This is a genomic window from Paraburkholderia acidiphila (assembly GCF_009789655.1).
GTDB classification, from domain to species: Bacteria; Pseudomonadota; Gammaproteobacteria; order Burkholderiales; family Burkholderiaceae; genus Paraburkholderia; species Paraburkholderia acidiphila.
The window spans coordinates 2,949,526-2,971,120 of record NZ_CP046909.1 but is presented as its reverse complement, the minus strand read 5'-3'; the positions used below and the strand labels follow the sequence as shown (position 1 = coordinate 2,971,120).

The window sequence follows — 21,595 nt, the reverse complement described above, 5'->3', positions numbered from 1 at the left end:
CCCACAACACACCATTCAGCACCAGGAGGCATGATGGCTGACATTCAGAACACCGTGCCTCGCGCCGTCACGCCGCCTTCGGGTCGCGCGCTCGTGCTGCGCGAATTCTGGGCGAACTTCTCGCGCAACAAGGGCGCCGTGGGCGCGGGCCTGATCGTGCTCGCGCTGATCTTCATCGCGATCTTCGCGCCGCTCATCGCGCCGCACAGCCCCATCGAGCAATACCGCGATTACGTGAAGATTCCGCCCGCCTGGCTCGACGGCGGCAACTGGAAGTTCATTCTCGGCACCGATGAAGCGGGCCGCGACATCCTCTCGCGTCTCATGTACGGCGCGCGGCTCTCGCTGTGGATTGGCTGCGTCTCGGTCGTGCTCGCGCTGATTCCGGGCATCGTGCTCGGTCTCGTGGCCGCGTTCTTCGAGAAGTGGGCCGATACGCCGATCATGCGTCTCATGGACGTGCTGCTCGCGCTGCCTTCGCTGCTGCTCGCGGTCGCCGTGGTCGCGATCATCGGCCCGGGTCTGACCAACACCATGCTCGCCATCGCGATCGTGGCGCTGCCGGGTTACGTGCGTCTCACGCGCGGTTCGGCGTTGGGCGAACTGCACAAGGAGTACGTGACCGCTTCGCGCGTGGCGGGCGCGGGCACGCTGCGCCTGATGTTCTCGCAGGTGCTGCCCAACTGCACGGCGCCGCTGATCGTGCAGGCGACGCTCGGCTTTAGCTCGGCAATTCTCGACGCCGCCGCGCTCGGCTTCCTCGGCCTCGGCGTTCAGCCGCCCAAGGCGGAGTGGGGTGCGATGCTCGCCTCGGCGCGCGACTATATCGACAGCGCATGGTGGATTGTCACGATGCCGGGTCTGTCCATCCTCATTTCGGTGCTCGCGATCAACCTGCTCGGCGACGGGCTGCGCGACGCACTCGATCCCAAGCTCAAGCGGATGGCCTGATCATGACGCAAGACCTTTTGACTATCCGCAATCTGGCCGTGAACTTCAACGGCCTGCCCGCCGTGGACCGCGTGAATCTTTCCGTGGCGCCGGGCGAAGTGCTCGGTATCGTCGGCGAATCGGGCTCCGGCAAGAGCGTGACGATGATGGCCCTCATGGGCTTGATCGACGCCCCCGGCAAGGTCACCGCCGACTCGGTCACGTTCGATGGCCGCGACCTGCTCAACGCCACCGGCAAGGAGCGCCGCCGCATCGTGGGCAAGGACATCGCCATGGTGTTCCAGGACGCGCTCACGAGCCTGAACCCGAGCTACACAGTCGGCTATCAGATCAAGGAAGTGCTCAAGCTGCACGAGGGCCTGCGCGGCTCGGCGCTGCATGCGCGCGCGCTCGAGCTGCTCGACCAGGTGGGCATTCCCGATGCGAAGAACCGCATCGACAACTTCCCGCACCAGATGTCGGGCGGCATGAACCAGCGCGTGATGATCGCGATGGCCGTGGCGTGCAACCCGAAGCTCCTGATCGCCGACGAGCCCACCACGGCGCTCGACGTGACGATCCAGGCGCAGATCATGGAACTGCTCGTCAAGCTGCAGAAGGAACGCGGCATGGCGCTCGTGCTGATCTCGCACGATCTGGCCGTTGTTTCGGAAGTCGCGCAGCGCGTGGCGGTGATGTACGCGGGCGAGATCATCGAAACGAACCGCGTGCCGGACATCTTTTCGCGTCCGCATCATCCGTACACGGAAGCGCTGCTCGCCGCGATTCCCGAGCACAACAAGGGGGCGATGCGGCTTGCCGCGCTGCCCGGCATGGTGCCCGGCCGCGACGACCGGCCGAGCGGCTGCCTCTTCGCGCCGCGCTGCAAGTACGTGGTGGACGACTGCATGAAGGCGCGGCCTGCGCTCGGCGTAGTGACCGACGAGAGCGGGAATGCGCAAGTGCGCTGCATCAAGCCGCTGAACGCGGTGGTGACTCAATCCAACGGAGGCGCGCGATGAACGCAGTCCAGCAACACGCGGCTCATGAGGATCATGGCGACGACAAGGTTCTCATAGCCGACGATCTCAAGAAGCACTACAGCGTCAAACGCGGCATGTTCGGCACCGGTACGGTGAAGGCGCTCAACGGTGTGTCGTTCTCGCTCACGCGCGGGCGCACGCTCGCCGTGGTGGGCGAGTCGGGATGCGGCAAATCGACGCTCGCGCGCCAGCTCACGATGATCGAGCCGCCCACCTCGGGCAAGCTCACCATCGACGGTGAGGACGTTGCGCACGCAAACGCGGCGAAGATCGCCGCGCTGCGCCGGCGCGTGCAGATGGTGTTCCAGAACCCGTTCGCCTCGCTCAACCCGCGCAAGACCGTGGAGCAGACGCTTGGTGAGCCGCTCGCCATCAACACGCGTCTTACGGCGAACGAGCGCGCGGACCGCATTGCGCACATGATGCGCATCGTCGGCCTGCGGCCCGAGCACGCCAAGCGCTATCCGCATATGTTCTCGGGCGGCCAGCGCCAGCGCGTGGCGATCGCGCGCGCGATGATCCTCGACCCGCAGATCGTCGTGGCCGACGAGCCGGTTTCCGCGCTCGACGTCTCGATCCAGGCGCAGATTCTCAATCTGTTCATGGACTTGCAGGAGCAGTTCCGCACGAGCTATGTGTTCATTTCGCACAACCTGGCCGTGGTCGAGCACGTTGCCGACGACGTGATGGTGATGTATCTGGGCGGCGTGGCGGAACTCGGCGACAAGCACACAGTGATCTCGCGCCCGCGCCATCCGTACACGCGCTCGCTGCTCTCGGCCACGCCCGCGATTTTCGAAGCGGACCGCCGCGTGAAGATCAAGCTCGAGGGCGAACTGCCTTCGCCGCTCAACCCGCCTTCTGGTTGCACGTTCCACCAACGTTGTCCATACGCGATCGACAGGTGTCGTAAGGAAGTTCCTGCACTTCGCGAAGTGGACGGCCGTCAGGTATCCTGCCATCGTGCAGAGGAGGTGGGGGAAGAGGATGGGCGGCCTATGCCGGCCTGAAGCGACGGCGGCGCGTCGCTTTAATGCTACGCGCCGCCAGTTGATGGGCGGCCATCGCGCCGCCTTTTTCACTGTTTTTTCCACCGTTTTCTCCGCCGCTCTTTCAATCGTTCCGGCTGCCGCTTTTGCCGTGGTTGCCGGGCTGTCTACGGCTGGTGGCGTGACATTCGGTGTGGTTTTGGGTTTGGCGTTCGTTGTGGCAGTTGCTGTGGCGTTGCGCGCGGCGTTGAAGACGGCGTCGAGCGCAGCGCTCTTGCTGGCGTTCGCGCTCGGCACGCTCGCAGGCGCGCCGGGCGATGCATTCGCCGGTGGCGCCGTCGCGGACACGCCCGGTGTGCGGCCGGCCGTGCCCGTGCCGCCAGGTGCTGCGCGCGGCTCGAACGGCGGCATTCCCGGCTTTCATGCCGCGCCTGCCGTGCCGAGCTACGCCTCCGGCACGACGGCTGGCGGTCCGGTGCGCACGCAGCCTGCGCGCATGCCGTTCTACGTCGCCACGCGCGGCAATCTCACGATCTATCTGCTCGGCACGCTCCATGTGGGCGACCCCGCCGACTACCCGCCTGGCCAGCCGTTTCGGCCACCGATTCTCGCGGCGCTCGCCGCGTCGCCCATTCTCGCGCTCGAGCTTTCCCCCGACGATCTGCTCGTTTCCCAGGACGACGTCTCGAAATACGGGGTGTGCAAGAAGCCGTGCCTGCCAGGCCTCTTGCCCGATCCGCTGTGGCAGAAACTCGAGGCGCGCATGCGCGGCAATCCCGAAGCGCTTGCCGAAATCCGCAAGATGCGGCCGTGGCTCGCCGCGCTGCTCGTGGAAACCTACGATTCGCTGAGCGCCGGTCTGCAGACCGAATACGGCACCGAGGCGCAACTGCAGAACGTGTTCCTGCGCTGGAAGGGCCGCCGCATCGTCGGGCTGGAGACGCTTTCCGAGCAGATGCGCGCCTTCACGAACCTGAGCCTTGCGCAGCAGCGCGAGATGCTCGCCCAGGATCTCGCGCAAACGCCGGCGCAAAATGTGTCCGACGTCCAAACGCTCCTGCACCTGTGGCGCGTGGGCGACGCCGACGCGATCGCCGCCTGGGAGTCGGCGCGCACCGAAAAGCTTTCGCACGACGCGCGAGTGGCGGCGTCGGTCGATAACCGCATCGTCTACGAGCGCAACCGGCGCTTCGTTGCGCGTATGCAGCAATACGTGGCGCCCAACAAGCCGCTCTTCGTGGCCGTCGGCGCCCTGCACCTGGGGGGCCCGAGAGGCGTGCTCCAGCTGCTGCGCCAGCGTGGGTTCAACGTCGATCCGGGTTGAACGCTGGCCTCGGCGCCGCTCGCCGCATCCTTGCGCCCGATCAAACGTCAGTTCGTTTAGTCAACCTTCGATATCGGCGGCTTGCGCGCGCGCCTACCATGCGGGTTTTGTGCTGCTGAGGTTGCCACCATGTTCCCTTCGTCCGCCGCTCAGGCGAACGCGCCCTGCGTGAGCGTCGTCACGCCCACCTGGAACCGTGAAGCGTTCTTGCCGCTTGCGTACCGCTCGTTCGCGTCGCAGCGCATGCCCGGGCTCGAATGGATCGTGATCGACGACAGCGACACGCCCAGCGCCTTCATGGCGAGTCTGAACGACGAGCGCGTGGTCTACCGCCATCTGCGCACGCGTTTGACGATTGGCGAAAAGCGCAATCTCGCGGCCGAGCTTGCGCGCGGCGAGGTCATCGCGCATTTCGACGACGACGAGGTCTATGCGCCCGACTACCTGAGCACGATGCTCGGTCAAATGCGCTTGCACGACGCGCAGTTCGTGAAGCTCGGCGCGTTCTTCCTGTACAGCTGCGTGTACGGCCAGTTCGCGTACTGGGACCTGATGCGCAAGAGCGGCCTGCATTTTTGCTGGTGCGCCGAGCCCATGACGGTGCTCAATTTCCCGCAGGACAACCCGGCCTTCGCCGACAACCATCTGGGCTACGGCTTCAGCTACGTCTATACGAAGGAGTTGTGGGCGGCACAGCCGTTCGAGCCGCGCTCGTTCAACGAAGACGGACGCTTCATCACGGCCGCGCGCTCGCGCGGCGCGCATCGCGCTTGTCACCGACGACGCGGGCCTGTGCCTGCACGTGCTTCATGCGCACAACACGTCGAAATGCTTTCCGCAGTTTTTGCTGCCCGAGGTACTCGTCGCGCGGCATTTTCCGCACTTTTGCGAGGCGCTCGACGCCGCTTCGCTGCGCGCCGCCTGAACGCAAAAAGCCGGCGTTCGCCGGCTTTTTCCGCGCGATGCGCGTGCGGTCCGTCAGAACCCGAATAGATTCAGCAGCACGATATTGGCCGCGAGAATGCCAAGCGCCGTGGGCACCTGCACGCGTATCACCGCGTTCTTGTCGGGCAGCTCCAGCAACGCGGCGGGCACCATGTTGAAGTTCGCGGCCATCGGCGTCATGAGCGTGCCGCAGTAGCCCGAGAACATGCCGATGGCGGCCATCATCGCGGGATTGACGTGGAACATGCCCACCAGCACCGGTACGCCCACGCCGCCCGTCATCACCGGAAACGCGGCGAAGCCGTTGCCCATGATGATCGTGAAGAGCGCCATGCCCACGCAATAGACCACGACGGCGACGAAGCGCACGTCCATGTTGATGTACGACGTCGTCACGTGCGCGACGGCCTTGCCCACGCCCGCATCCGAGAACACGAGACCGAGCATGCCGAGCATTTGCGGCAGGACGGCGGCCCACGAGAGCGCGTCGACGAGGCGGCGCGTTTCCTTCATCGACTGGCCGACGGTGTCGCGCGTGATGATGCAGGCAATCGCGAGCGCGATCACGCAGCCGATGCCGAAACCGATCAGCGTGACGTTCTTCGGGTCGAAGAGCGGCGTGCCGCCGAATACGAGATGGCTGGCCGCGAGCGTGATCACGACGGTGATCACGGGGATGGTGAGCGCGGGCACGAAGAGCTTGTTGCCCAGTCGCTTTGCGCTGGCGATACGGGTTTCGAGCGCGAGCACCTTGGGTTTGGCCGCGGTCACGCCGCCGAGACCCGCGATCAGCGCCATGGCGAGCACGAGCACGCCCACGACTTCGGCGGGCAGCAGGTCGCCGACGAGAAAGATGAGCGCGTAGAGCAGCCAGAAGCCGCCCGCCGTGAAGCGGCGCGGATGCTCGCGGTCCATCACGATCATGCCGCCCACGACGAGCAGCACGATGCCGAGCAGCCAGAAGAGCCAGTTGAGGGTGAGCGTCATGCTTCGTCTCCCTGCGTCCGGTCGGCAGCCGCAGCCTTGGCGTTGGCCGCCTTGCGCAAGCCGCCCAGCTCCCGTTCGAGCTTGCGGTCGAGCAGCCAGAGCCGCGCGCCGTGAATCAAAAATGCGCAGATCGCCGTGGGGATGCCCCAGAGCGCCACGTGGATCGGCTCGACCGACACGCCCGCTTCCTTGAGCAGCGTGACCATCAACACGACCGCCCCGAACGCGACGAAGATGTCCTCGCCAAAGAAAAGCCCCACGTTGTCGGTCGCGGCCGAGTACGCGCGCAGCTTGTAGCGCACGGCGTCGGAGAGCTTGCCGAAGCGGTTTTCAGTCGCGCCTTCGGCCATCGGCGCGATGAGCGGCCGCACCATCTGCGGATGGCCGCCCAAGCCCGTCAGTCCGACAGCGGCGGTGAGTTCGCGCACGAGCAGATAGACGATGAGCAGACGCCCGGCGGTAGCCGCCTTGATGCTGCCGATCCAGATCTGCGCGCGCTCGCGCAGGCCGTGGCGCTCGAGCAGCCCGATCACCGCGAGCGGCAGCAGGATGATGAGCGGGATGTTGCGGGTCTTGATGAAGCCGGTGCCGATGGCGGCGAGAATCTTGCCAGGCGGAAAGCCCCCGGCGAAACCGGTGACGACGGCCGCCGCGGCGACGATCAGCATCGGATTGAACCGCAATAAGAAGCCGGCGATGATGACGGCCACGCCGATTAGCGGCCATAAGTTGACGGTGCTCTGCATGTGGATCTCCAAACGTATTGGCTTGTCGTTGATTGCCGCGGGTGGCGGCGTTGACTTCGCGGCTCTGATGGCCGTTCGTACAACTACGAACCTGCTGGGTACAACTACGTCTGCAACTTGCGCTGCCGGGGGGATTGCCTTGCGAAAACCTTGGGTGCTGCCGTTCGAGCGGCGCGCGGCGTTTGCCGCGCGCCTTGCTGCATTGAAGCCGAGGGAGCGTCAGACTTCGCCTGGGCCTGCCGCGCGCACGCCGATGCCCGCGTCGTCGAGCGCCGATCGGATGCGCCGCGCGAACGCGAGGGCATGCGGGCCGTCGCCGTGCAGGCAAATGGTCTGCGCGTTGAGCGGCACCCAGGCGCCGTTCACGGCCTGCACGCGTTGCTCGCGGATCATCGCGAGCGTGCGCGCGAGCACGGTGTCTTCGTCGTCGAGCAGCGCGCCCGGCTCGCTGCGCGGCACGAGCGAGCCGTCCGCGCGGTAGCCGCGGTCGGCGAACACTTCCTCGATCGCGACGAGCCCCGCCTCGCGCGCCGCCGTCACGAGCCCGCTGCCCGCGAGCGCGAACACCGTCACGGAAGGATCGAAATCATGCACGGCGGAGACGATCGCCTCGGCGATCTGCGGATCGCGCGCGGCCTGGTTGTAGAGCGCGCCGTGCGGCTTCACGTGGGCGATGCGGCCGCCTTCGGCCTGAGCGATCGCGGAGAGCGCGCCGAGCTGGTAGAGCACGCCCGCGTAGATCTCCTCGGGCGGCAGGTTCATCTCCTTGCGGCCGAAGTTCTCCGGGTCGTTGAAGCTCGGATGCGCGCCGATCGACACGCCTTTTTCCACGGCCCAGCGCACGCATTCGCGCATGGCATTGGCGCCGCCCGCGTGCCAGCCGCACGCGATGTTGGCCGAGCTCACGAGGTCGAGCAGCGCCTCGTCGGAGCCGCAGCCTTCGCCGAGATCGGCGTTCAGATCGATAGTGGTCATGATGTGTTCCTCTTACTGCTCGTCTTTCCGATAGTGCTTGAAAATCACGCGCTCGCGGCCGCGCTTGAAACTCCGTTCGCGCGGCGGCTCGCATAGCGCTCGTCGTGCATGGCGATCGCGGCGTCGATCTGCCGCAAATACGCCCGTTCCTCTTCCAGCGCCGCACGCGCGGCGGTCGGGGTCGCTTCCATGAAACGCACGCCGCCGGTCAGCCGCACCTGGGCGAGCTTCCACCAGTCGGCGCGAATCACGGCGCCGATCTTCGGGTAGCCGCCCGTGGTCTGCGCGTCGGCCATCAGCACGATGGGCTGGCCGCTCGGCGGCACCTGAATCGTGCCAGGCAGCACCGCGTGCGAGAGCAGGTCCGCGCCATTCGTGCGCGCGAGCGGTGTGCCCGTGAGCCGAAAGCCCATGCGGTTGCTGTTGGGCGTGATCTGCCATTCGTCGGACCAGAACGCGCGCTGCGCCTCGGCTGTGAAGCTGTCGTACTCGGGGCCGCGCAGCACGCGCACGGGCACGGCCCACGCCATGCCGTCCGGATGGCGGCCGCGCCGGTGATGCGGCTCGTCGGCCAGCGCGAAGCTGCACCACACGGGCGCCTTCACGCCGAAGGCCGGCGCGCCGGGATCGAGCGCCGCGCGCTCGCGGCCCGGCGCGAACGAGGCGCCGATGGCAAGGCGGTCGCCGTCTTTGAGCGCGCGGCCTGCAAGGCCGCCGAAGCCCGCCGCGAGGTCGGTGCTGCGCGAGCCGAGCATGGGCAGCACGTCGATGCCGCCCGCCACGCACACATAGGCGCGCATGCCGCGCTTCGCGCCGTTCAGCACCAGTTCTTCGCCGGCGGCCACGGGCAGGCTCCACCACGACCAGACCGGGCTGCCGCCGAGCGTGGCGCCGAAGTCGGTGCCCGTAATGGCGACGCGCGTGGCGCGCGCGAAGCGCAGCGCGACGGGGCCGAAGGTGATCTCGATGCCAGCCGCGTCGGGCCGGTTGCCGACGAGACGGTTGCCCACTTCGAGCGCGAGCGTATCGAGCGCGCCGCCGGTGGCGACGCCCAGATGGCGGTAGCCGGGGCGGCCGAGATCCTGGACCGTGGTGAGCAGGCCCGCGCGCAAGACTTCGATCATGCGTGGAGCTCCGCGATGGTGAAACGCACGCGGTCGCCGGGCATGAGCAGCGTGGGCGGGTTGCGCGCGGGGTCGAACAGCTTCGCGGCGGTGCGGCCGATCAGTTGCCAGCCGCCGGGCGAGGCGGCCGGATAAATGCCCGTCTGCTCGCCGCCGATGCCTACCGATCCGGCCGGGACGGTCAGGCGCGGCTCGCGGCGGCGCGGCGTGTGCAGCTGGGGTTCGAGTCCGCCGAGATAAGCGAAACCGGGTTGGAAACCGAGGAAGAACACCGTGTAGACGCCTGCGGCGTGGCGCGCAGCAACGTCGGCGGCGGCGAGCGAGCAGTGCTGCGCGACCGTTTCGAGATCGGGCCCGTCGTCGCCGCCATAGACCACCGGTATCTCAATTTCGCGGCCGGCTTCGCTCGCGTCTTCGGCGTCGCGCCAGGCTTCCCGCAGCGCGCCGGCGAGCGCCGCGGCGTCGGCCGAGAGCGGATCGAAGGTGATCGTCAGATTGTTCATGCCGGGCACCACTTCGCGCACCGGCGCCCAGCCGCGCGCGAGCGCGGCGACGGCCCAGACGCGGCGCTGGACCTCGAGCGTGGCGGGCGGCGGCGCTTCGCAGACAAGCGCTTCGTCACCGAGAGGAAAAATGCGAGGGTCAGAATTCGGCATGTTGGATCGATCAGGGGACGGGTTCGGTCGGTCGAAAGTTTGCGCAGGCAGACGCTCGACGCCGTTCCTTCCTAGCGTACATTGTCGATAAATTATCTACAATTTATCAATAAGCGTTTTCGCCAGGCGCACCGAAAACGCGCTGCAATTACACTCACGCCACGCCGCTTTGCCACTTCGACCACCGACTACCGGGTTATCTGCCATGTCGCGCCAGCCGACCAAGATCGTTTCGTCCGAACATCTCGTCTCCGAGTCGAGCGCCGAGCTTTCCGAGTTCGAGTACGCGCTCATCATGGCGAGCAACGCGTTCAACCGCTGGATGGTGCGCTGCATGTCGGCGGCGGGCGTGAAGGACATGACGCCGATCGAGGTGTCGCTGCTCCATCACGTCGGCCATCGCGAGCGGCGCAAGAAGCTTGCGGATATCTGCTTCGTGCTCAACATCGAGGACACGCACGTGGCCACGTATGCGTTGAAGAAGCTCGTCTCCAGAGGGTATGTAAAAAGCGAAAAGACCGGCAAGGAAGTCTTCTTTTCGGTCACGCCCGAAGGGCAGGCGCTATGCCTGCGCTACCGCGACGTGCGCGAAAGCTGCCTCATCGCGACGCTCAAGGAAAGCGGCCTCACAAACCAGCAGATCGGCGAGGCCGCGCAGCTCATGCGCAATGCGTCGGGGCTCTATGACACGGCCGCGCGCGCGGCGGCTTCGCTTTGATGCGCGCTTTGGCCAACTAAGGCGCGTTCAGCGTTCGCGTGAACGTTGGCAAAGATGCGTGGCGGCTTCGGTCACCACGGCGTCGAGCGGCAGGTCGTGCGCTTCGCGCGCGAGCACGCCGTCGTCGATGCGGCACGCTTCATAGGCAATGCCCACCGTGACGGGCAACGCCTCGCCGGGCCAGGCAGCCAGCGTGCGGTCGTAGTAGCCCCCGCCGTAGCCTAAGCGATAGCCGTCGCGATCGAAACCCACGCACGGCACGAGAAGGAGATCGGGCACGATTACTTCCTGCGACTGCGGCTCGAGTATCCCGTGATGGCCTTCGCGCATCGGCGCGTCCGGCGTCCAGGCGTGGAACACGAGCGGCGTGTGGCGCTCGGGAATGGCGGGCAGGGCGGAGCGCCGTGACGCGCCGGCGGCGAGCCAGCCAGTGATCCAGGCGCGCGCATCGAATTCGCCGCGCAAGGGCCAATAGAACCCGATCGAGTGCGGCGAAAATTGTGCGACTAGCGCATCGAGTCGAGCCGTCAGTGCCGCACCGATTGCCACGTCTGAAGCCGCCTCAATTCGCCGAGGAAGCAGCCTTGCACGCCAGTCCTTTTTGGATTCCGTGTGAGGGTTGCGTGCTATGCTTGGGTTCACCTCGCGCTCCAGAAATAACGATGTCCAAACGCCTTGTCCGAGTATATCGCGTGGTCGGTCTCGCACTGACTGCCGCGGCACTCGTAGCATGCAGCACGGCGGACGCCGTGCGCCCCGTCGCACTGCCCGTAGGCGCAGTTCTTTCGAACGACGACCAGACTTTCATCCAGCTTCGCGAAGCCGCGCGCAATAACGATCCCGCGCGCGCCGCGCAACTCGCCGCGATGATTCCCGATTACCCGGCGCCGTCGTATCTCGAATACTTCCAGCTCAAGCCGCAGCTGTTCGATTCGCAAGGCCACGCGCGCGTGGACGCGCCCGATGCGCCGGTGCTGTCGTTCCTGCAGCGCTACGACGGCCAGGCGATCGCCGACCGGTTGCGCAACGACTATCTGCTCGTGCTGGGCGCGCGCCACGACTGGGCGAATTTCGACCAGCAATATCCGCGCTTCGTGCTCAACGACGACACGCAGGTGAAGTGCTACGCGCTCGAATCGCGCGCGGCGCGCGGCGAGAACGTCGCAAACGATGCGCGCGCGCTGCTCACCGACCCGCGCTACTACGGCGACGGCTGCGTCGATCTCATCACCGCGCTTGCCATCAAAGGTCAATTCTCGAGCGACGACGTGTGGCAGCAGATCCGCCTCGCCTACGAGCAGAACCAGACCTCGGCTGGCGCGAAGCTGCTCGACGGCCTGTCGCAGCGCCCCGACCCGACGGCGTTCAGCCAGGCGGTGAGCACGCCGCCGCTCACGCTCGCGCAAGGTGTTTCCGGCGATCCGCAATCGCACCAGCTCGCACTGCTCGCCGTCACTGTGATGGCGCGTAACGATCCGGCCATGGCTGCCGCTACTTATGCCGCCGTCGCGCCGCAGCTCACGTCGCCGGAGCGCGCGATCGGCTGGGGCACGATCGGCTATCAGGGCGCGCAAAAGCGCCTGCCCGCCGCACTCGACTGGTATCGCCTCTCGGCCAACGCGCCGCTTTCGTACCCGGCTTACGAATGGCGTACGCGCGCAGCGCTGCTGGGCGGCGACTGGACGATGGTGCGCTGGTCGATCGAACAAATGCCGGCCGCGCTGCGCGCGCAACCGTCGTGGGTCTACTGGCATGCACGCGCGCTCAAGCAGGCGGGAGAAACGGGCTTGGCGAGCAAGGAGTTCGCGTCGATCTCACAGGGCTATAACTTCTACGGCCAGCTCGCCACCGAAGAGCTCGGCCAGAAGATCACGATCCCGCCAAAGACCACGGTGAGCGACGCCGACATCGCCCAGGCCGCGCAAACGCCGGGCTTCGCGCTCGCACAGCGCTTCTACGCGCTGAACCTTCGGCTCGAAGGCAATCGCGAATGGAACTGGCCGCTGCGCGGCATGAGCGATCGCCAGTTGCTCGCCGTCGCCGAATACGCGAAGCGCATCCAGTTGCTCGACCGCACCGTCAACACGGCCGACCGCACGCAAACCGAACACGACTTCTCGCTGCGCTACATCGCGCCGTTCCGCGACGTCGTGGAGCGCGACGCGCAAACCAACGGCCTCGACGTCGAATGGGCCTATGGCCTGATCCGCCAGGAATCGCGTTTCATTCTCAATGCGAAGTCGGGCGTCGGCGCGAGCGGCCTCATGCAGATCATGCCGGCCACCGCGCAGATGGTGGCGAAGAAGATCGGGCTCGGCCCGCTGTCGCGCGACCAGCTCAACGATCTCGACACCAATATCCTGCTCGGAACGAACTATTTGTCGATGATCTACAATCAGTTCGACGGCTCCGCCGTGCTCGCCACCGCGGGCTACAACGCCGGGCCGGGCCGCCCGCGCGCGTGGCGCCAGACTTTGCAGGGCGGCGTCGAGGGCGCCATCTTCGCGGAAACCATTCCGTTCCAGGAAACCCGCGATTACGTGAAAAACGTGTTGTCGAACACGGTCTACTATGCGGCGCTGTTCGAGGGCCGTCCGCAATCGCTGAAGGCGCGTCTCGGCTATATCTCGCCGTAAGCGCCGGGTCGTCGCGCCGCGCCGCTTCCCGTCATACGGATCGCGCGGCATGACGGCACGCTGCGCGATCCGCCTTCTGGCCGGCGCGCTGCGGGACGAACCGGACCTCGTACGCGGCGGCGCCGTCTGCCCGAGGAGGTCGAAGATGCGACATCAAGCCATTGCGGTCATCGGCGGTTCGGGATTCATCGGCAGCCATCTCGTCAACGCGCTCGTCGAGGCGGGCAAGGACGTACGCGTCGCCACCCGCCGCCGCTACAACGCCCGCCATCTCACCCTGCTACCCGTCGACGTGATCGAGACCGATGTGTCCGATCCGGTCGCGCTTGCCGCGTTCGTCGAAAACGCGGATGCGGTCATCAATCTCGTCGGCACGCTCAACGGCGGGCGCGGCGACCCCTACGGGCCGGGATTCGCGAAACTGCACGTCGAGTTGCCCACCAGGATCGTCGCCGCTTGTGAAGGCAAGGGCGTACATCGACTCATCCACGTAAGCGCGCTCGGCGCCGACCCGCGCGGGCCAAGCATGTATTTGCGCTCGAAGGGCGACGGCGAGAAGGCCGTGCACGCGGCCACGGCGCTGGCCACGACGATCTTCCGGCCTTCTGTCGTGTTCGGCCCCGAAGATATGTTCCTCAACCGCTTCGCGCTGCTGCAGCGGCTTTTTCCGATGATTCCGCTCGCCATGCCCGACGCGAAGTTCCAGCCCGTGTTCGTGGGCGACGTGTCGAAGGCGATCGTCAATGTGCTCGATCTCGATGCTGCGAGCGGGCACACTTACGAACTCGGCGGCCCGACGGTCTACACGCTCGAGCAGTTGCTGCAGTATTGCGGCGAAGTAGTGGGGCGCCACGCACGCATCGTGCGGCTGCCCGACGCGTTTGGGCGCTTGCAGGCGCTGTCGTTCGAGATGGCGCCCGGCGTGCCGGTGCTCACACGCGATAATCTCGATTCGATGAAGGTGGACAGCGTGCTCACCGGTCCGCTCGCACCCGAACTCGATATCGAGCCGGCGAGCATCGAATCGATCGCGCCGCTCTATCTCGCCGACGCCTCGCTGCGCTCGCGGCTGAACATCTTTCGCGCCAGCGCTGGTCGGTAGCCGGTAAGCGGCCTGCCAACCAGGGCTCTTTCAACTCACTATGGTCATGTGAACAATGAAGCTCGTAATCGGAGACAAGAACTATTCGTCGTGGTCGATGCGCCCGTGGGTGCTGCTCAAGCACTTCGGCATTGCGTTCGAGGAAGTGCTGATCGAGCTCGACGAGCCCGGCACCAAGTCCTCGATCCTCGCATTCTCGGCCTCGGGCAAGGTGCCGTGCCTCGTTTCCGACGACGGCTTTTCCGTGTGGGATTCGCTCGCGATTGCCGAGACGCTCGCCGAACGCTTCCCGCAGCTCGCGCTGTGGCCGCGCGACGCGAACGCGCGGGCTCGCGCGCGCAGCGTGAGCGCGGAGATGCACTCGGGCTTCGGCGAAGTGCGCAACCACATGCCGATGAACATCCGCAAGGTCAAGCCCGGCGCCGGTGCCACGCCGGGCGCGCTCGCCGATGTCGCACGCATCGACGCGCTCTGGCGCGAGTGCCTGGCCGCGAGCGGCGGGCCCTTCCTGTTCGGCGAATTCAGCATTGCCGACGCGATGTATGCGCCGGTCGTCATGCGCTTCAATAGCTACCAGCCGAAGCTCTCGCCCGAAGCCGCCGCTTACGCCCAGCGCGTGAGCGCGCTGCCCGCGGTGGCCGAGTGGGTGGAAGCCGCGCGCAGCGAAACACACATCGTCGCCGACGACGAACGCGACGACGAATGAAGATCTATGTCGTAGGCGGCGCGATTCGCGACGAGATGCTCGGGCTGCCCGTGCGCGACCGCGACTATGTCGTGGTGGGCGCGACGCCCGAGCAGATGGCCGCGCAGAGTTATCGTCCGGTGGGCAAGGACTTTCCGGTCTTTCTGCATCCCGAAACGCACGAGGAGTACGCGCTCGCGCGCACCGAGCGCAAGACGGCGGCGGGCTATCACGGCTTCCAGTTCTTCTACGCGCCCGACGTGACGCTCGAGGAAGACCTCGCGCGGCGCGACCTCACGATCAACGCCATGGCGCGGGAAGTGCAGCCGGGTGGCGTGCTCACAGGAGAAGTCGTCGATCCGTTCGGCGGCGCGCGCGATCTCGAAGCCCGCGTGTTTCGCCACGTGAGCGACGCATTTCTCGAAGACCCCGTGCGCATTCTGCGTATCGCGCGCTTTGCCGCGCGTTTCGCCGATTTCACCGTGGCGCCTGAAACGCTCGAACTCATGCGCGAGATGGTCGCTTCGGGCGAAGTCGATGCACTCGTGCCCGAACGCGTGTGGCAGGAAATCGCTCGCGGTCTGATGGAGGCGAAGCCTTCGCGCATGTTCGAGGTGCTGCGCGATTGCGGCGCGCTCGCGCGTGTGCTGCCCGAACTCGACGCGCTGTGGGGTGTGCCGCAACGCGCCGACTATCACCCGGAAATCGATACGGGCGTGCACGTGATGATGGTGATCGACCATGCGGCCGCGCAGGGTTACACGCTGCCGGTGCGCTTCGCGGCGCTCACGCACGATCTCGGCAAAGGCACGACGCCCGAAGACGTGCTGCCGCGTCACATTGGCCACGAAGGGCGCAGCGTCGATCTGCTCAAGCCGCTTTGCGATCGTCTGCGCGTGCCGAACGATTGCCGCGACCTCGCGGTGCTGGTCGCGCGCGAGCATGGCAACGTGCATCGCGTGATGGATATGGGGGCGGCGGCGCTCGTGCGCATGCTCGAGCGTTGCGACGCGCTGCGCAAGCCAGCGCGGTTTGCCGAGGCGCTGCAGTCTTGCGAGTCGGACTTACGCGGGCGGCTGAACTGGGAGAACGCGCCTTATCCGCAGGCCGAACGCTTGCGCGTGGCGCTCGTGGCCGCGCGCGGCGTAGATGCGGGGGCGATTGCGCGCTCGATCGAGCGTGGTGGCGCCGAGAAGATCAAGGAAGCAGTGCACGAGGCGCGCGTGGCGGCGGTGGAAGGCGCGCTTGCTGCGGCCTGAGTTGCGAGAATCGCGCGCGTGCGCTTAGAGCACGCGCACGAGAAACGATAGCGCCATCGAAAGCACGAGCGTCGACATGAACGGCAGCGGATACTCGCGGCCGAAAATGCGCAGCGTGATGTCGCCGGGCAGCCGCCCGATGCCGAGCTTCCTGAGCCACGGCTGCGCGCTGGAGAGAATCGCGACCGCGATGAAGGTGGTGAGGAACCAGCGGATCATGGTCGCGTGGCGTGAGCGTCAGAGCGTGTGGCTGCGGTCGCCGCGCGCGAACGCCGCGATGGTCTCGTCGATGCCGCGCGAGAACGCGATCACCTTGAATAGCTCGCCCATCTCCGCTTCGGAAACGAGTTTCTGCACCGCGTTCGCGGCGGGCAGGAAGCGCTGCGGGTCGCGCGGATCGATTTCGCCGAGCACGTCGGTAATGCCTGCGTTCATCAGAAAACGCGCCTGCGTGGTGTAGCCAAGCAGGTCCGCGCCCGCTTCGACGCCCGCTTCGGCAATGCCCGAGAATTCCACGTGCGCGGTGATGTCCTGCAAGCCGGGATAGAGGAACGGGTCGCCATGCGCACGGTGCCGGTAGTGGCACATCAGCGTGCCTTGCACGCGCTGCGCGTGGTAGTACTCGTGGCGCGGAAATCCATAGTCGATGAAGAACGCCGCGCCACGCTTGAGCATCGCGCAGACCGTGCGCGTGAACGCGAGCGCGGCTTCGTGCGTTTCGCTCACGTAGTCTTCGCTGCCTTCCACGCCCGCGAGCGCGCTCTCGGGGCCGCCGTTTGCCCAGCTGGCGTCGCGTCCCGAGTTCGCGGGCTGATCGGCGAAGGCGAGGGCGCCTTCTGCGTTCACGCTCACGCCGCGCTCGTGCCACACGGCGTCCTTGCGCGCGAACAGGCGGACCGGCATGGCGTCGAGCACCTCGTTGCCGATCACGACGCCTTCGAACTGCTCGGGCAGCGCGTCGAGCCACGTCACGCGATCGAGGAGCGCGGGTGCGAGCTGCGCAATAGTCTCGCGCTGGCGCTCGCGCAATTCGCCCGACAGGTCGACGATTGCGTAGGAGTCGAATCGCACACCGGCCGCTTCCAGTGCGAGCATCACGCCTGCTGCGAGACGCCCGGTGCCCGCGCCGAATTCCATCAAGCGGTGCGTGCCGCTGGCGGCGAGCGCTTCGCCCACGGCGCGCGCGAGCGTCGCTGCAAAGAGCGGCGATAGTTCGGGGGCGGTCACGAAGTCGCTGCCGTCGTCGGCGAAGAGGCCGAACTTGCGCGCTCCGCCGCTGTAGTAGCCGAGCCCCGGCGCGTAGAGCACGCGCTCCATGTAGCGGTCGAACGGGAGCCACCCGCCCGCCGCCGCGATCTCGGCACGCAGTGTGGCCGCGAGCGCCTCGGACTGCGCGAGCGCGATCGGCTCGGGAACAGGTAAACTATCGGGTTCGTGAGCTTTCGGATTCATCCCCGCATTGTAAATGAGCGCAACTCCCGGCATCCGCCCGGCTGACGCCGCCATGAGCGCATCCGGCGAAGGATCGCACCCCGATTCCAACGCCCAGGCGCCCGTCGTGCTGGTGACGGGCGGCGCACGCCGCATTGGCCGCGAGCTGTCGCTCGGCTTTGCGGCGCGCGGCTGGGACGTCGCGGTGCACTACGGCGAGTCGCGCGAGGCCGCCGACGAAGTGGTCGCGCGAATCGCGGCGCTGGGCCGCAGGGCCGTGGCGCTGCACGCCGACCTCGGCGACGAAGCCCAGGTGGCGCGGCTCGTGCCGGACTGCGCCGCGGCGCTCGGCCGTCCTGTGTGCGTGCTCAACAACGCGTCGCGCTTCGACGAGGACACCGCGCGGGACGTGGGCTACACGAAGCTGCTGCAGCTCATGGCGATCAACGTGGGCGCGCCGCTCGTGCTCGCGCGCATGCTGTACGAGGCAACGCCCGAGGCAGCGGTGGACGACGAGACGCTGCGCACGTGTGTGATCAACGTGCTCGACCAGAAGCTGTACAACATGAATCCCGACTATCTGTCGTACACGCTGACGAAGGCCGCGCTGCAGAACGCCACCGTCGCGCTCGCTCAGGCGCTCGCGCCGAAGGTGCGCGTGGTGGGGCTCGCACCCGGCCTCACGCTGCAGTCGGGCGACCAGACGCCGGAGAGCTTCGCCGCCGCGCACCAGGTCACGCCGCTCAAGCGCGCGTCGCGGCCGGCGGATCTCGTGGAAGCCGCGCTGTATCTCGCGCGGGCTTCGGGCGTGACCGGCACGACGCTCGTCGTGGACGGCGGCCAGCACCTCGTGCCGCTGCCGCGCGACGTGATGTTTTTGACGGGCAACTAAAGCCCAAACGTTGGTTGCATCAAAATTTGCAACTAAATGCATAGCCCGCTGCGCGCAGGACTGCGAGCCAGCGATGCTGACGAAGACAAAGGAACGCAAACCGCCGCGCACGAGCGGTTTTGCAGACCGGCTGAACGACCCGCCGGGCGCGCCGCGCCGGCATACGTGCGAGAGAACGCACGCTTTTATCGACTGGAACCCACATGTCCACCGTTTTGCTTCACCCCCGGCTCGCCGATTGCCGCCGGCTTTTCCTGCGCGACTACGAAGTGCACATCAACATCGGCGTGCACGACTTCGAGAAGCGCGGCGAACAACGCGTCGTCATCAATGTCGATCTGTTCGTGCCGCTCGCTTCGACCACGCCGCACGAGGACAAGCTGCGCGAAGTCGTCGACTACGACTTCATGCGCTCGACGGTCGCTGAACGCGTGGGCAAAGGCCATATCCATCTGCAGGAGACGTTGTGCGACGACCTCGCCGCGGCGCTCCTCTCGCACGAACTCGTGCGCGCCGTGCGCGTCTCGACCGAGAAGCCCGACATTTATCCGGACTGCGACGCGGTGGGCGTCGAGGTCTTTCGCATCAAAGAGGACTGATTCATGAACGCCCCCGAAACGCTCCCCGTCGGCGAGGACGCCGCGACCGAAGAGACGGGCCGCCAGGCGCTCACGCGCCGCGAGCAGAAAGAAGCCTACGAGAACAACAAGCTGTTCAAGCGCATCGTCCGTCAGGTCGGCCAGGCGATCGGCGACTACAACATGATCGAGAACGGCGACAAGGTCATGGTGTGCCTGTCGGGCGGCAAGGACAGCTACGCGATGCTCGACGTGCTGCTGCGCCTGCGCGAGCGCGCGCCGATCGACTTCGACATCGTCGCGGTGAACCTCGACCAGAAGCAGCCGGGCTTTCCGGAGCACGTGCTGCCTGAATATCTCGACAAGGTGGGCGTGCCGTACCACATCGAGAACCAGGACACGTACAGCATCGTCAAGCGCCTCGTGCCCGAGGGTAAGACTACGTGCTCGCTGTGCTCGCGCCTGCGCCGGGGCATCCTGTACCGCGTGGCGGGCGAACTGGGCGCGACCAAGATCGCGCTCGGCCATCATCGCGACGACATTCTTCAAACGCTGCTGCTGAACCTGTTCTACGGCGGCAAGCTGAAGGGCATGCCGCCCAAGCTGCAGTCGGACGACGGCAAGAACGTCGTGATCCGCCCGCTCGCCTACGTGAAGGAAACCGATCTCGAGAAGTACGCGGTGCTGCGCGAATTCCCGATCATTCCGTGCAACCTGTGCGGCAGCCAGCCGAACCTGAAGCGCGCGGAGATGAAGGCGCTGATCCGCGAGTGGGACAAGCGCTTCCCGGGCCGCGTGGAGAACATGTTCAACGCGCTCGGCAACGTCGTGCCCTCGCACCTCATGGACGCGAACCTGTTCAACTTCGCGGACCTGCGCGCGACAGGCGTGGCCGATCCGGCCGGCGATATCGCGTTCGACGAGGAGCCTTGTTCGACCGACCCAGCGCCCGCGGAAGGTACGGCGATCAAGTTCACGCCGTTCGACGATCTTTAAGCCGCGCGGTTAGAGCCGGCCCTGTGGTTTTGTCTTAAACGCTCCGACCCCGCATCGGAGCGTTTTTCATTTCAGGCCGATATTCTGAAAAGCAGTTGTAAAACAATGTTTATCGGGGCACGAGAGCCCGCCTGGCCGGCGTGTCGGGGATATCCCGCATGCTAAAATCGGCCGCTTCATTCCTCATCCAGTCACTGATGCAATGAACATCGTGATCCTCGCGGCAGGCATGGGCAAACGCATGCACTCCGCGCTGCCGAAAGTGCTTCATCCGCTCGCCGGCAAGCCGCTCCTCTCGCACGTTATCGATACTGCCCGCACGCTTTCGCCCACACGGCTCGTCGTCGTGGTTGGCCATGGCGGCGAAGCCGTGCGCGAAGCCGTTGGCGCGCCCGACGTCCAGTTCGCGCTGCAGGCGCAGCAGCTCGGCACGGGCCACGCGCTCGCGCAGGCGCTGCCGCTGCTCGACGCGAACGTGCCCACGCTCGTGCTCTACGGCGACGTGCCGCTCACGCGCGCTTCCACGCTCAAGCGTCTTGTGGAAACCGCCGGGCCGAACGGTTACGGCATCCTCACCGTCACGCTCGACGACCCGACCGGTTACGGCCGCATCGTGCGCGACGCGGCGGGCCAGGTCGAGCGCATCGTCGAGCAGAAGGACGCGAACGAAGCGCAGCGCAAGATCGCCGAGATCAACACCGGTATCGTCGTGACGCCTACCGCGCCGCTCGCGGGCTGGCTTGCGGCGCTCAAGAACGACAACGCGCAGGGCGAGTATTACCTCACCGATGTCGTGGAAGCCGCGATCGCCGCCGGTCATCCGGCCGTGACCGCGCAGCCCGACGACGAATGGGAAACGCTCGGCGTGAACAGCAAGCAGCAGCTTGCCGAACTCGAGCGCGTGCATCAGCGCACGGTGGCCGAGGCGTTGCTCGTGGCGGGCGTCACGCTCGCGGACCCGGCGCGCATCGACGTGCGCGGCTCGCTCACGTGCGGGCGCGACGTGTTCATCGACGTGAACTGCGTATTCGAAGGCGACGTGACGCTGGCGGACAACGTGAGCGTCGGCCCGAATTGCGTGATTCGCAGCGCGTCGATCGGCGCGGGTACGCGTGTGGACGCCTACACCCATATCGAGAACGCAGCGGTCGGCGCGAACGCGGTGCTAGGTCCCTATGCGCGGCTGCGCCCCGGCGCGAAGCTCGCCGACGACGTGCACGTAGGCAACTTCGTCGAAGTGAAGAACGCGAACATCGGCGTGGGCTCGAAGGCGAATCACCTGAGCTACGTAGGCGACGCCGACGTGGGTGCGGGTGTGAACATCGGCGCGGGCACCATCACCTGCAACTACGACGGCGCAAACAAGCACCGCACGATCATCGAGGACAACGTGTTCGTGGGTTCGGATACGCAACTCGTCGCGCCCGTGCGCGTGGGCCGTGGCGTGACCATCGCGGCGGGCACGACGGTGTGGAAGGACGTGCCCGAAGCGACGCTCGTGCTCAACGAGAAAACGCAGATTGCGAAAACCGGCTACGTTCGTCCGGTCAAGAAAAAGAACTGAACGGTTGAAACCCGG

General features: G+C 66.4%; 22 protein-coding genes. 14 read left to right on the top strand and 8 right to left on the bottom strand.

The genetic code is table 11. From position 1 onward, the window contains the following. The first annotated feature begins 33 nt into the window (after positions 1 to 33). The 5 genes from FAZ97_RS13545 to FAZ97_RS13525 all read left to right on the top strand — a co-directional run bounded on the left by FAZ97_RS13545 (position 34) and on the right by FAZ97_RS13525 (position 5,279). Positions 34 to 951 (top strand): ABC transporter permease subunit, encoded by a 918-nt coding sequence (locus tag FAZ97_RS13545; RefSeq protein WP_158758845.1) that lies wholly within the window; start codon positions 34 to 36, stop codon positions 949 to 951. A 2-nt stretch (positions 952 to 953) separates the two neighbouring features. Further along, on the top strand, positions 954 to 1,952 hold the full coding sequence (locus FAZ97_RS13540) for an ABC transporter ATP-binding protein (RefSeq protein WP_158758844.1): 999 nt from the start codon (positions 954 to 956) through the stop codon (positions 1,950 to 1,952). After that, on the top strand, positions 1,949 to 2,983 hold the full coding sequence (locus FAZ97_RS13535) for a peptide ABC transporter ATP-binding protein (RefSeq protein ID WP_158758843.1): 1,035 nt from the start codon (positions 1,949 to 1,951) through the stop codon (positions 2,981 to 2,983). The genes FAZ97_RS13540 and FAZ97_RS13535 overlap by 4 nt, the downstream gene beginning before the upstream one ends. A 196-nt stretch (positions 2,984 to 3,179) precedes the next feature. Then, complete coding sequence (locus tag FAZ97_RS13530; protein ID WP_233271591.1) at positions 3,180 to 4,286, top strand: TraB/GumN family protein; 1,107 nt, start codon at positions 3,180 to 3,182, stop codon at positions 4,284 to 4,286. Positions 4,287 to 4,415: 129 nt separating this feature from the next. Continuing rightward, a complete protein-coding gene (locus tag FAZ97_RS13525) occupies positions 4,416 to 5,279 on the top strand; it encodes a glycosyltransferase family 2 protein (RefSeq protein ID WP_158758841.1) in 864 nt (287 codons plus the stop codon). Here FAZ97_RS13525 and FAZ97_RS13520 read toward each other — a convergent pair. From FAZ97_RS13520 to pxpB, 5 genes are all read right to left on the bottom strand, one after another. Continuing rightward, entirely contained in the window at positions 5,265 to 6,218 is a 954-nt protein-coding gene (locus tag FAZ97_RS13520; RefSeq protein WP_158758840.1) for a DUF979 domain-containing protein, read from the bottom strand. The two genes, FAZ97_RS13525 and FAZ97_RS13520, sit on opposite strands and share 15 nt — an antisense overlap. Then, on the bottom strand, positions 6,215 to 6,964 hold the full coding sequence (locus tag FAZ97_RS13515; RefSeq protein WP_158758839.1) for a DUF969 domain-containing protein: 750 nt from the start codon (positions 6,962 to 6,964) through the stop codon (positions 6,215 to 6,217). The genes FAZ97_RS13520 and FAZ97_RS13515 overlap by 4 nt, the downstream gene beginning before the upstream one ends. A gap of 219 nt (positions 6,965 to 7,183) precedes the next feature. Further along, on the bottom strand, positions 7,184 to 7,939 hold the full coding sequence (pxpA, locus tag FAZ97_RS13510; protein ID WP_158758838.1) for a 5-oxoprolinase subunit PxpA: 756 nt from the start codon (positions 7,937 to 7,939) through the stop codon (positions 7,184 to 7,186). 44 nt (positions 7,940 to 7,983) lie between these two features. Continuing rightward, complete coding sequence (locus tag FAZ97_RS13505) at positions 7,984 to 9,063, bottom strand: 5-oxoprolinase subunit C family protein (RefSeq protein WP_158758837.1); 1,080 nt, start codon at positions 9,061 to 9,063, stop codon at positions 7,984 to 7,986. Beyond that, complete coding sequence (gene pxpB / locus FAZ97_RS13500) at positions 9,060 to 9,719, bottom strand: 5-oxoprolinase subunit PxpB (RefSeq protein ID WP_158758836.1); 660 nt, start codon at positions 9,717 to 9,719, stop codon at positions 9,060 to 9,062. Before pxpB ends, FAZ97_RS13505 begins: the two co-directional genes overlap by 4 nt. A gap of 205 nt (positions 9,720 to 9,924) precedes the next feature. Here pxpB and FAZ97_RS13495 point away from each other — a divergent pair, with 205 nt between their 5' ends. Continuing rightward, complete coding sequence (locus tag FAZ97_RS13495) at positions 9,925 to 10,437, top strand: winged helix DNA-binding protein (RefSeq protein WP_158758835.1); 513 nt, start codon at positions 9,925 to 9,927, stop codon at positions 10,435 to 10,437. Positions 10,438 to 10,464: 27 nt separating this feature from the next. Here the strand turns inward: FAZ97_RS13495 and FAZ97_RS13490 are convergent, their stop codons facing one another. Beyond that, positions 10,465 to 11,079: a 5-formyltetrahydrofolate cyclo-ligase gene (locus FAZ97_RS13490; protein ID WP_407671776.1), complete on the bottom strand. Its 615-nt coding sequence runs from the start codon at positions 11,077 to 11,079 to the stop codon at positions 10,465 to 10,467. Between the two features lie 20 nt (positions 11,080 to 11,099). On the opposite strand from FAZ97_RS13490, the gene FAZ97_RS13485 reads away from it, so the two are divergent. The 4 genes from FAZ97_RS13485 to FAZ97_RS13470 all read left to right on the top strand — a co-directional run bounded on the left by FAZ97_RS13485 (position 11,100) and on the right by FAZ97_RS13470 (position 16,119). After that, positions 11,100 to 13,073 (top strand): lytic transglycosylase domain-containing protein, encoded by a 1,974-nt coding sequence (locus FAZ97_RS13485; RefSeq protein ID WP_158758833.1) that lies wholly within the window; start codon positions 11,100 to 11,102, stop codon positions 13,071 to 13,073. A 145-nt stretch (positions 13,074 to 13,218) separates the two neighbouring features. Next, entirely contained in the window at positions 13,219 to 14,175 is a 957-nt protein-coding gene (locus FAZ97_RS13480) for a complex I NDUFA9 subunit family protein (RefSeq protein ID WP_158758832.1), read from the top strand. 55 nt (positions 14,176 to 14,230) lie between these two features. Continuing rightward, positions 14,231 to 14,881: a glutathione S-transferase family protein gene (locus tag FAZ97_RS13475; RefSeq protein ID WP_158758831.1), complete on the top strand. Its 651-nt coding sequence runs from the start codon at positions 14,231 to 14,233 to the stop codon at positions 14,879 to 14,881. Further along, positions 14,878 to 16,119, top strand: a complete 1,242-nt coding sequence (locus FAZ97_RS13470; protein WP_158758830.1) for a multifunctional CCA addition/repair protein — start codon at positions 14,878 to 14,880, stop codon at positions 16,117 to 16,119. Before FAZ97_RS13475 ends, FAZ97_RS13470 begins: the two co-directional genes overlap by 4 nt. Before the next feature lie 24 nt (positions 16,120 to 16,143). Here the strand turns inward: FAZ97_RS13470 and FAZ97_RS13465 are convergent, their stop codons facing one another. Next, positions 16,144 to 16,338: a DUF2905 domain-containing protein gene (locus FAZ97_RS13465; protein WP_158758829.1), complete on the bottom strand. Its 195-nt coding sequence runs from the start codon at positions 16,336 to 16,338 to the stop codon at positions 16,144 to 16,146. A gap of 18 nt (positions 16,339 to 16,356) precedes the next feature. Next, positions 16,357 to 17,604, bottom strand: a complete 1,248-nt coding sequence (locus FAZ97_RS13460) for a class I SAM-dependent methyltransferase (protein ID WP_407671813.1) — start codon at positions 17,602 to 17,604, stop codon at positions 16,357 to 16,359. A 19-nt stretch (positions 17,605 to 17,623) separates the two neighbouring features. Here FAZ97_RS13460 and FAZ97_RS13455 point away from each other — a divergent pair, with 19 nt between their 5' ends. From FAZ97_RS13455 to glmU, 4 genes are all read left to right on the top strand, one after another. Continuing rightward, positions 17,624 to 18,442 carry an SDR family oxidoreductase gene (locus FAZ97_RS13455; protein ID WP_158759166.1) on the top strand — a complete coding sequence of 273 codons (819 nt, stop codon included), beginning with the start codon at positions 17,624 to 17,626 and terminating at the stop codon, positions 18,440 to 18,442. Between the two features lie 203 nt (positions 18,443 to 18,645). Further along, the gene (locus tag FAZ97_RS13450; RefSeq protein ID WP_158758827.1) at positions 18,646 to 19,041 is read left to right on the top strand and encodes a dihydroneopterin aldolase; all 396 of its coding nucleotides are present in this window, start codon (positions 18,646 to 18,648) and stop codon (positions 19,039 to 19,041) included. Between the two features lie 3 nt (positions 19,042 to 19,044). Continuing rightward, on the top strand, positions 19,045 to 20,016 hold the full coding sequence (ttcA, locus tag FAZ97_RS13445; RefSeq protein ID WP_158758826.1) for a tRNA 2-thiocytidine(32) synthetase TtcA: 972 nt from the start codon (positions 19,045 to 19,047) through the stop codon (positions 20,014 to 20,016). A 202-nt stretch (positions 20,017 to 20,218) separates the two neighbouring features. Continuing rightward, complete coding sequence (gene glmU / locus FAZ97_RS13440; RefSeq protein WP_158758825.1) at positions 20,219 to 21,580, top strand: bifunctional UDP-N-acetylglucosamine diphosphorylase/glucosamine-1-phosphate N-acetyltransferase GlmU; 1,362 nt, start codon at positions 20,219 to 20,221, stop codon at positions 21,578 to 21,580. Positions 21,581 to 21,595 lie beyond the last annotated feature (15 nt).

Coding starts and splice junctions, on each gene's coding strand:
- pxpB (WP_158758836.1), bottom strand. CDS start 9,719: ATGCCGAATTCTGACCCTCGCATTTTTCCTCTCGGTGACGAAGCGCTT.
- FAZ97_RS13525 (WP_158758841.1), top strand. CDS start 4,416: ATGTTCCCTTCGTCCGCCGCTCAGGCGAACGCGCCCTGCGTGAGCGTC.
- FAZ97_RS13450 (WP_158758827.1), top strand. CDS start 18,646: ATGTCCACCGTTTTGCTTCACCCCCGGCTCGCCGATTGCCGCCGGCTT.
- FAZ97_RS13475 (WP_158758831.1), top strand. CDS start 14,231: ATGAAGCTCGTAATCGGAGACAAGAACTATTCGTCGTGGTCGATGCGC.
- FAZ97_RS13480 (WP_158758832.1), top strand. CDS start 13,219: ATGCGACATCAAGCCATTGCGGTCATCGGCGGTTCGGGATTCATCGGC.
- FAZ97_RS13535 (WP_158758843.1), top strand. CDS start 1,949: ATGAACGCAGTCCAGCAACACGCGGCTCATGAGGATCATGGCGACGAC.
- glmU (WP_158758825.1), top strand. CDS start 20,219: ATGAACATCGTGATCCTCGCGGCAGGCATGGGCAAACGCATGCACTCC.
- FAZ97_RS13520 (WP_158758840.1), bottom strand. CDS start 6,218: ATGACGCTCACCCTCAACTGGCTCTTCTGGCTGCTCGGCATCGTGCTG.
- FAZ97_RS13505 (WP_158758837.1), bottom strand. CDS start 9,063: ATGATCGAAGTCTTGCGCGCGGGCCTGCTCACCACGGTCCAGGATCTC.
- pxpA (WP_158758838.1), bottom strand. CDS start 7,939: ATGACCACTATCGATCTGAACGCCGATCTCGGCGAAGGCTGCGGCTCC.
- FAZ97_RS13485 (WP_158758833.1), top strand. CDS start 11,100: ATGTCCAAACGCCTTGTCCGAGTATATCGCGTGGTCGGTCTCGCACTG.
- ttcA (WP_158758826.1), top strand. CDS start 19,045: ATGAACGCCCCCGAAACGCTCCCCGTCGGCGAGGACGCCGCGACCGAA.
- FAZ97_RS13465 (WP_158758829.1), bottom strand. CDS start 16,338: ATGATCCGCTGGTTCCTCACCACCTTCATCGCGGTCGCGATTCTCTCC.
- FAZ97_RS13495 (WP_158758835.1), top strand. CDS start 9,925: ATGTCGCGCCAGCCGACCAAGATCGTTTCGTCCGAACATCTCGTCTCC.
- FAZ97_RS13470 (WP_158758830.1), top strand. CDS start 14,878: ATGAAGATCTATGTCGTAGGCGGCGCGATTCGCGACGAGATGCTCGGG.
- FAZ97_RS13515 (WP_158758839.1), bottom strand. CDS start 6,964: ATGCAGAGCACCGTCAACTTATGGCCGCTAATCGGCGTGGCCGTCATC.
- FAZ97_RS13540 (WP_158758844.1), top strand. CDS start 954: ATGACGCAAGACCTTTTGACTATCCGCAATCTGGCCGTGAACTTCAAC.
- FAZ97_RS13455 (WP_158759166.1), top strand. CDS start 17,624: ATGAGCGCATCCGGCGAAGGATCGCACCCCGATTCCAACGCCCAGGCG.
- FAZ97_RS13460 (WP_407671813.1), bottom strand. CDS start 17,604: ATGCCGGGAGTTGCGCTCATTTACAATGCGGGGATGAATCCGAAAGCT.
- FAZ97_RS13545 (WP_158758845.1), top strand. CDS start 34: ATGGCTGACATTCAGAACACCGTGCCTCGCGCCGTCACGCCGCCTTCG.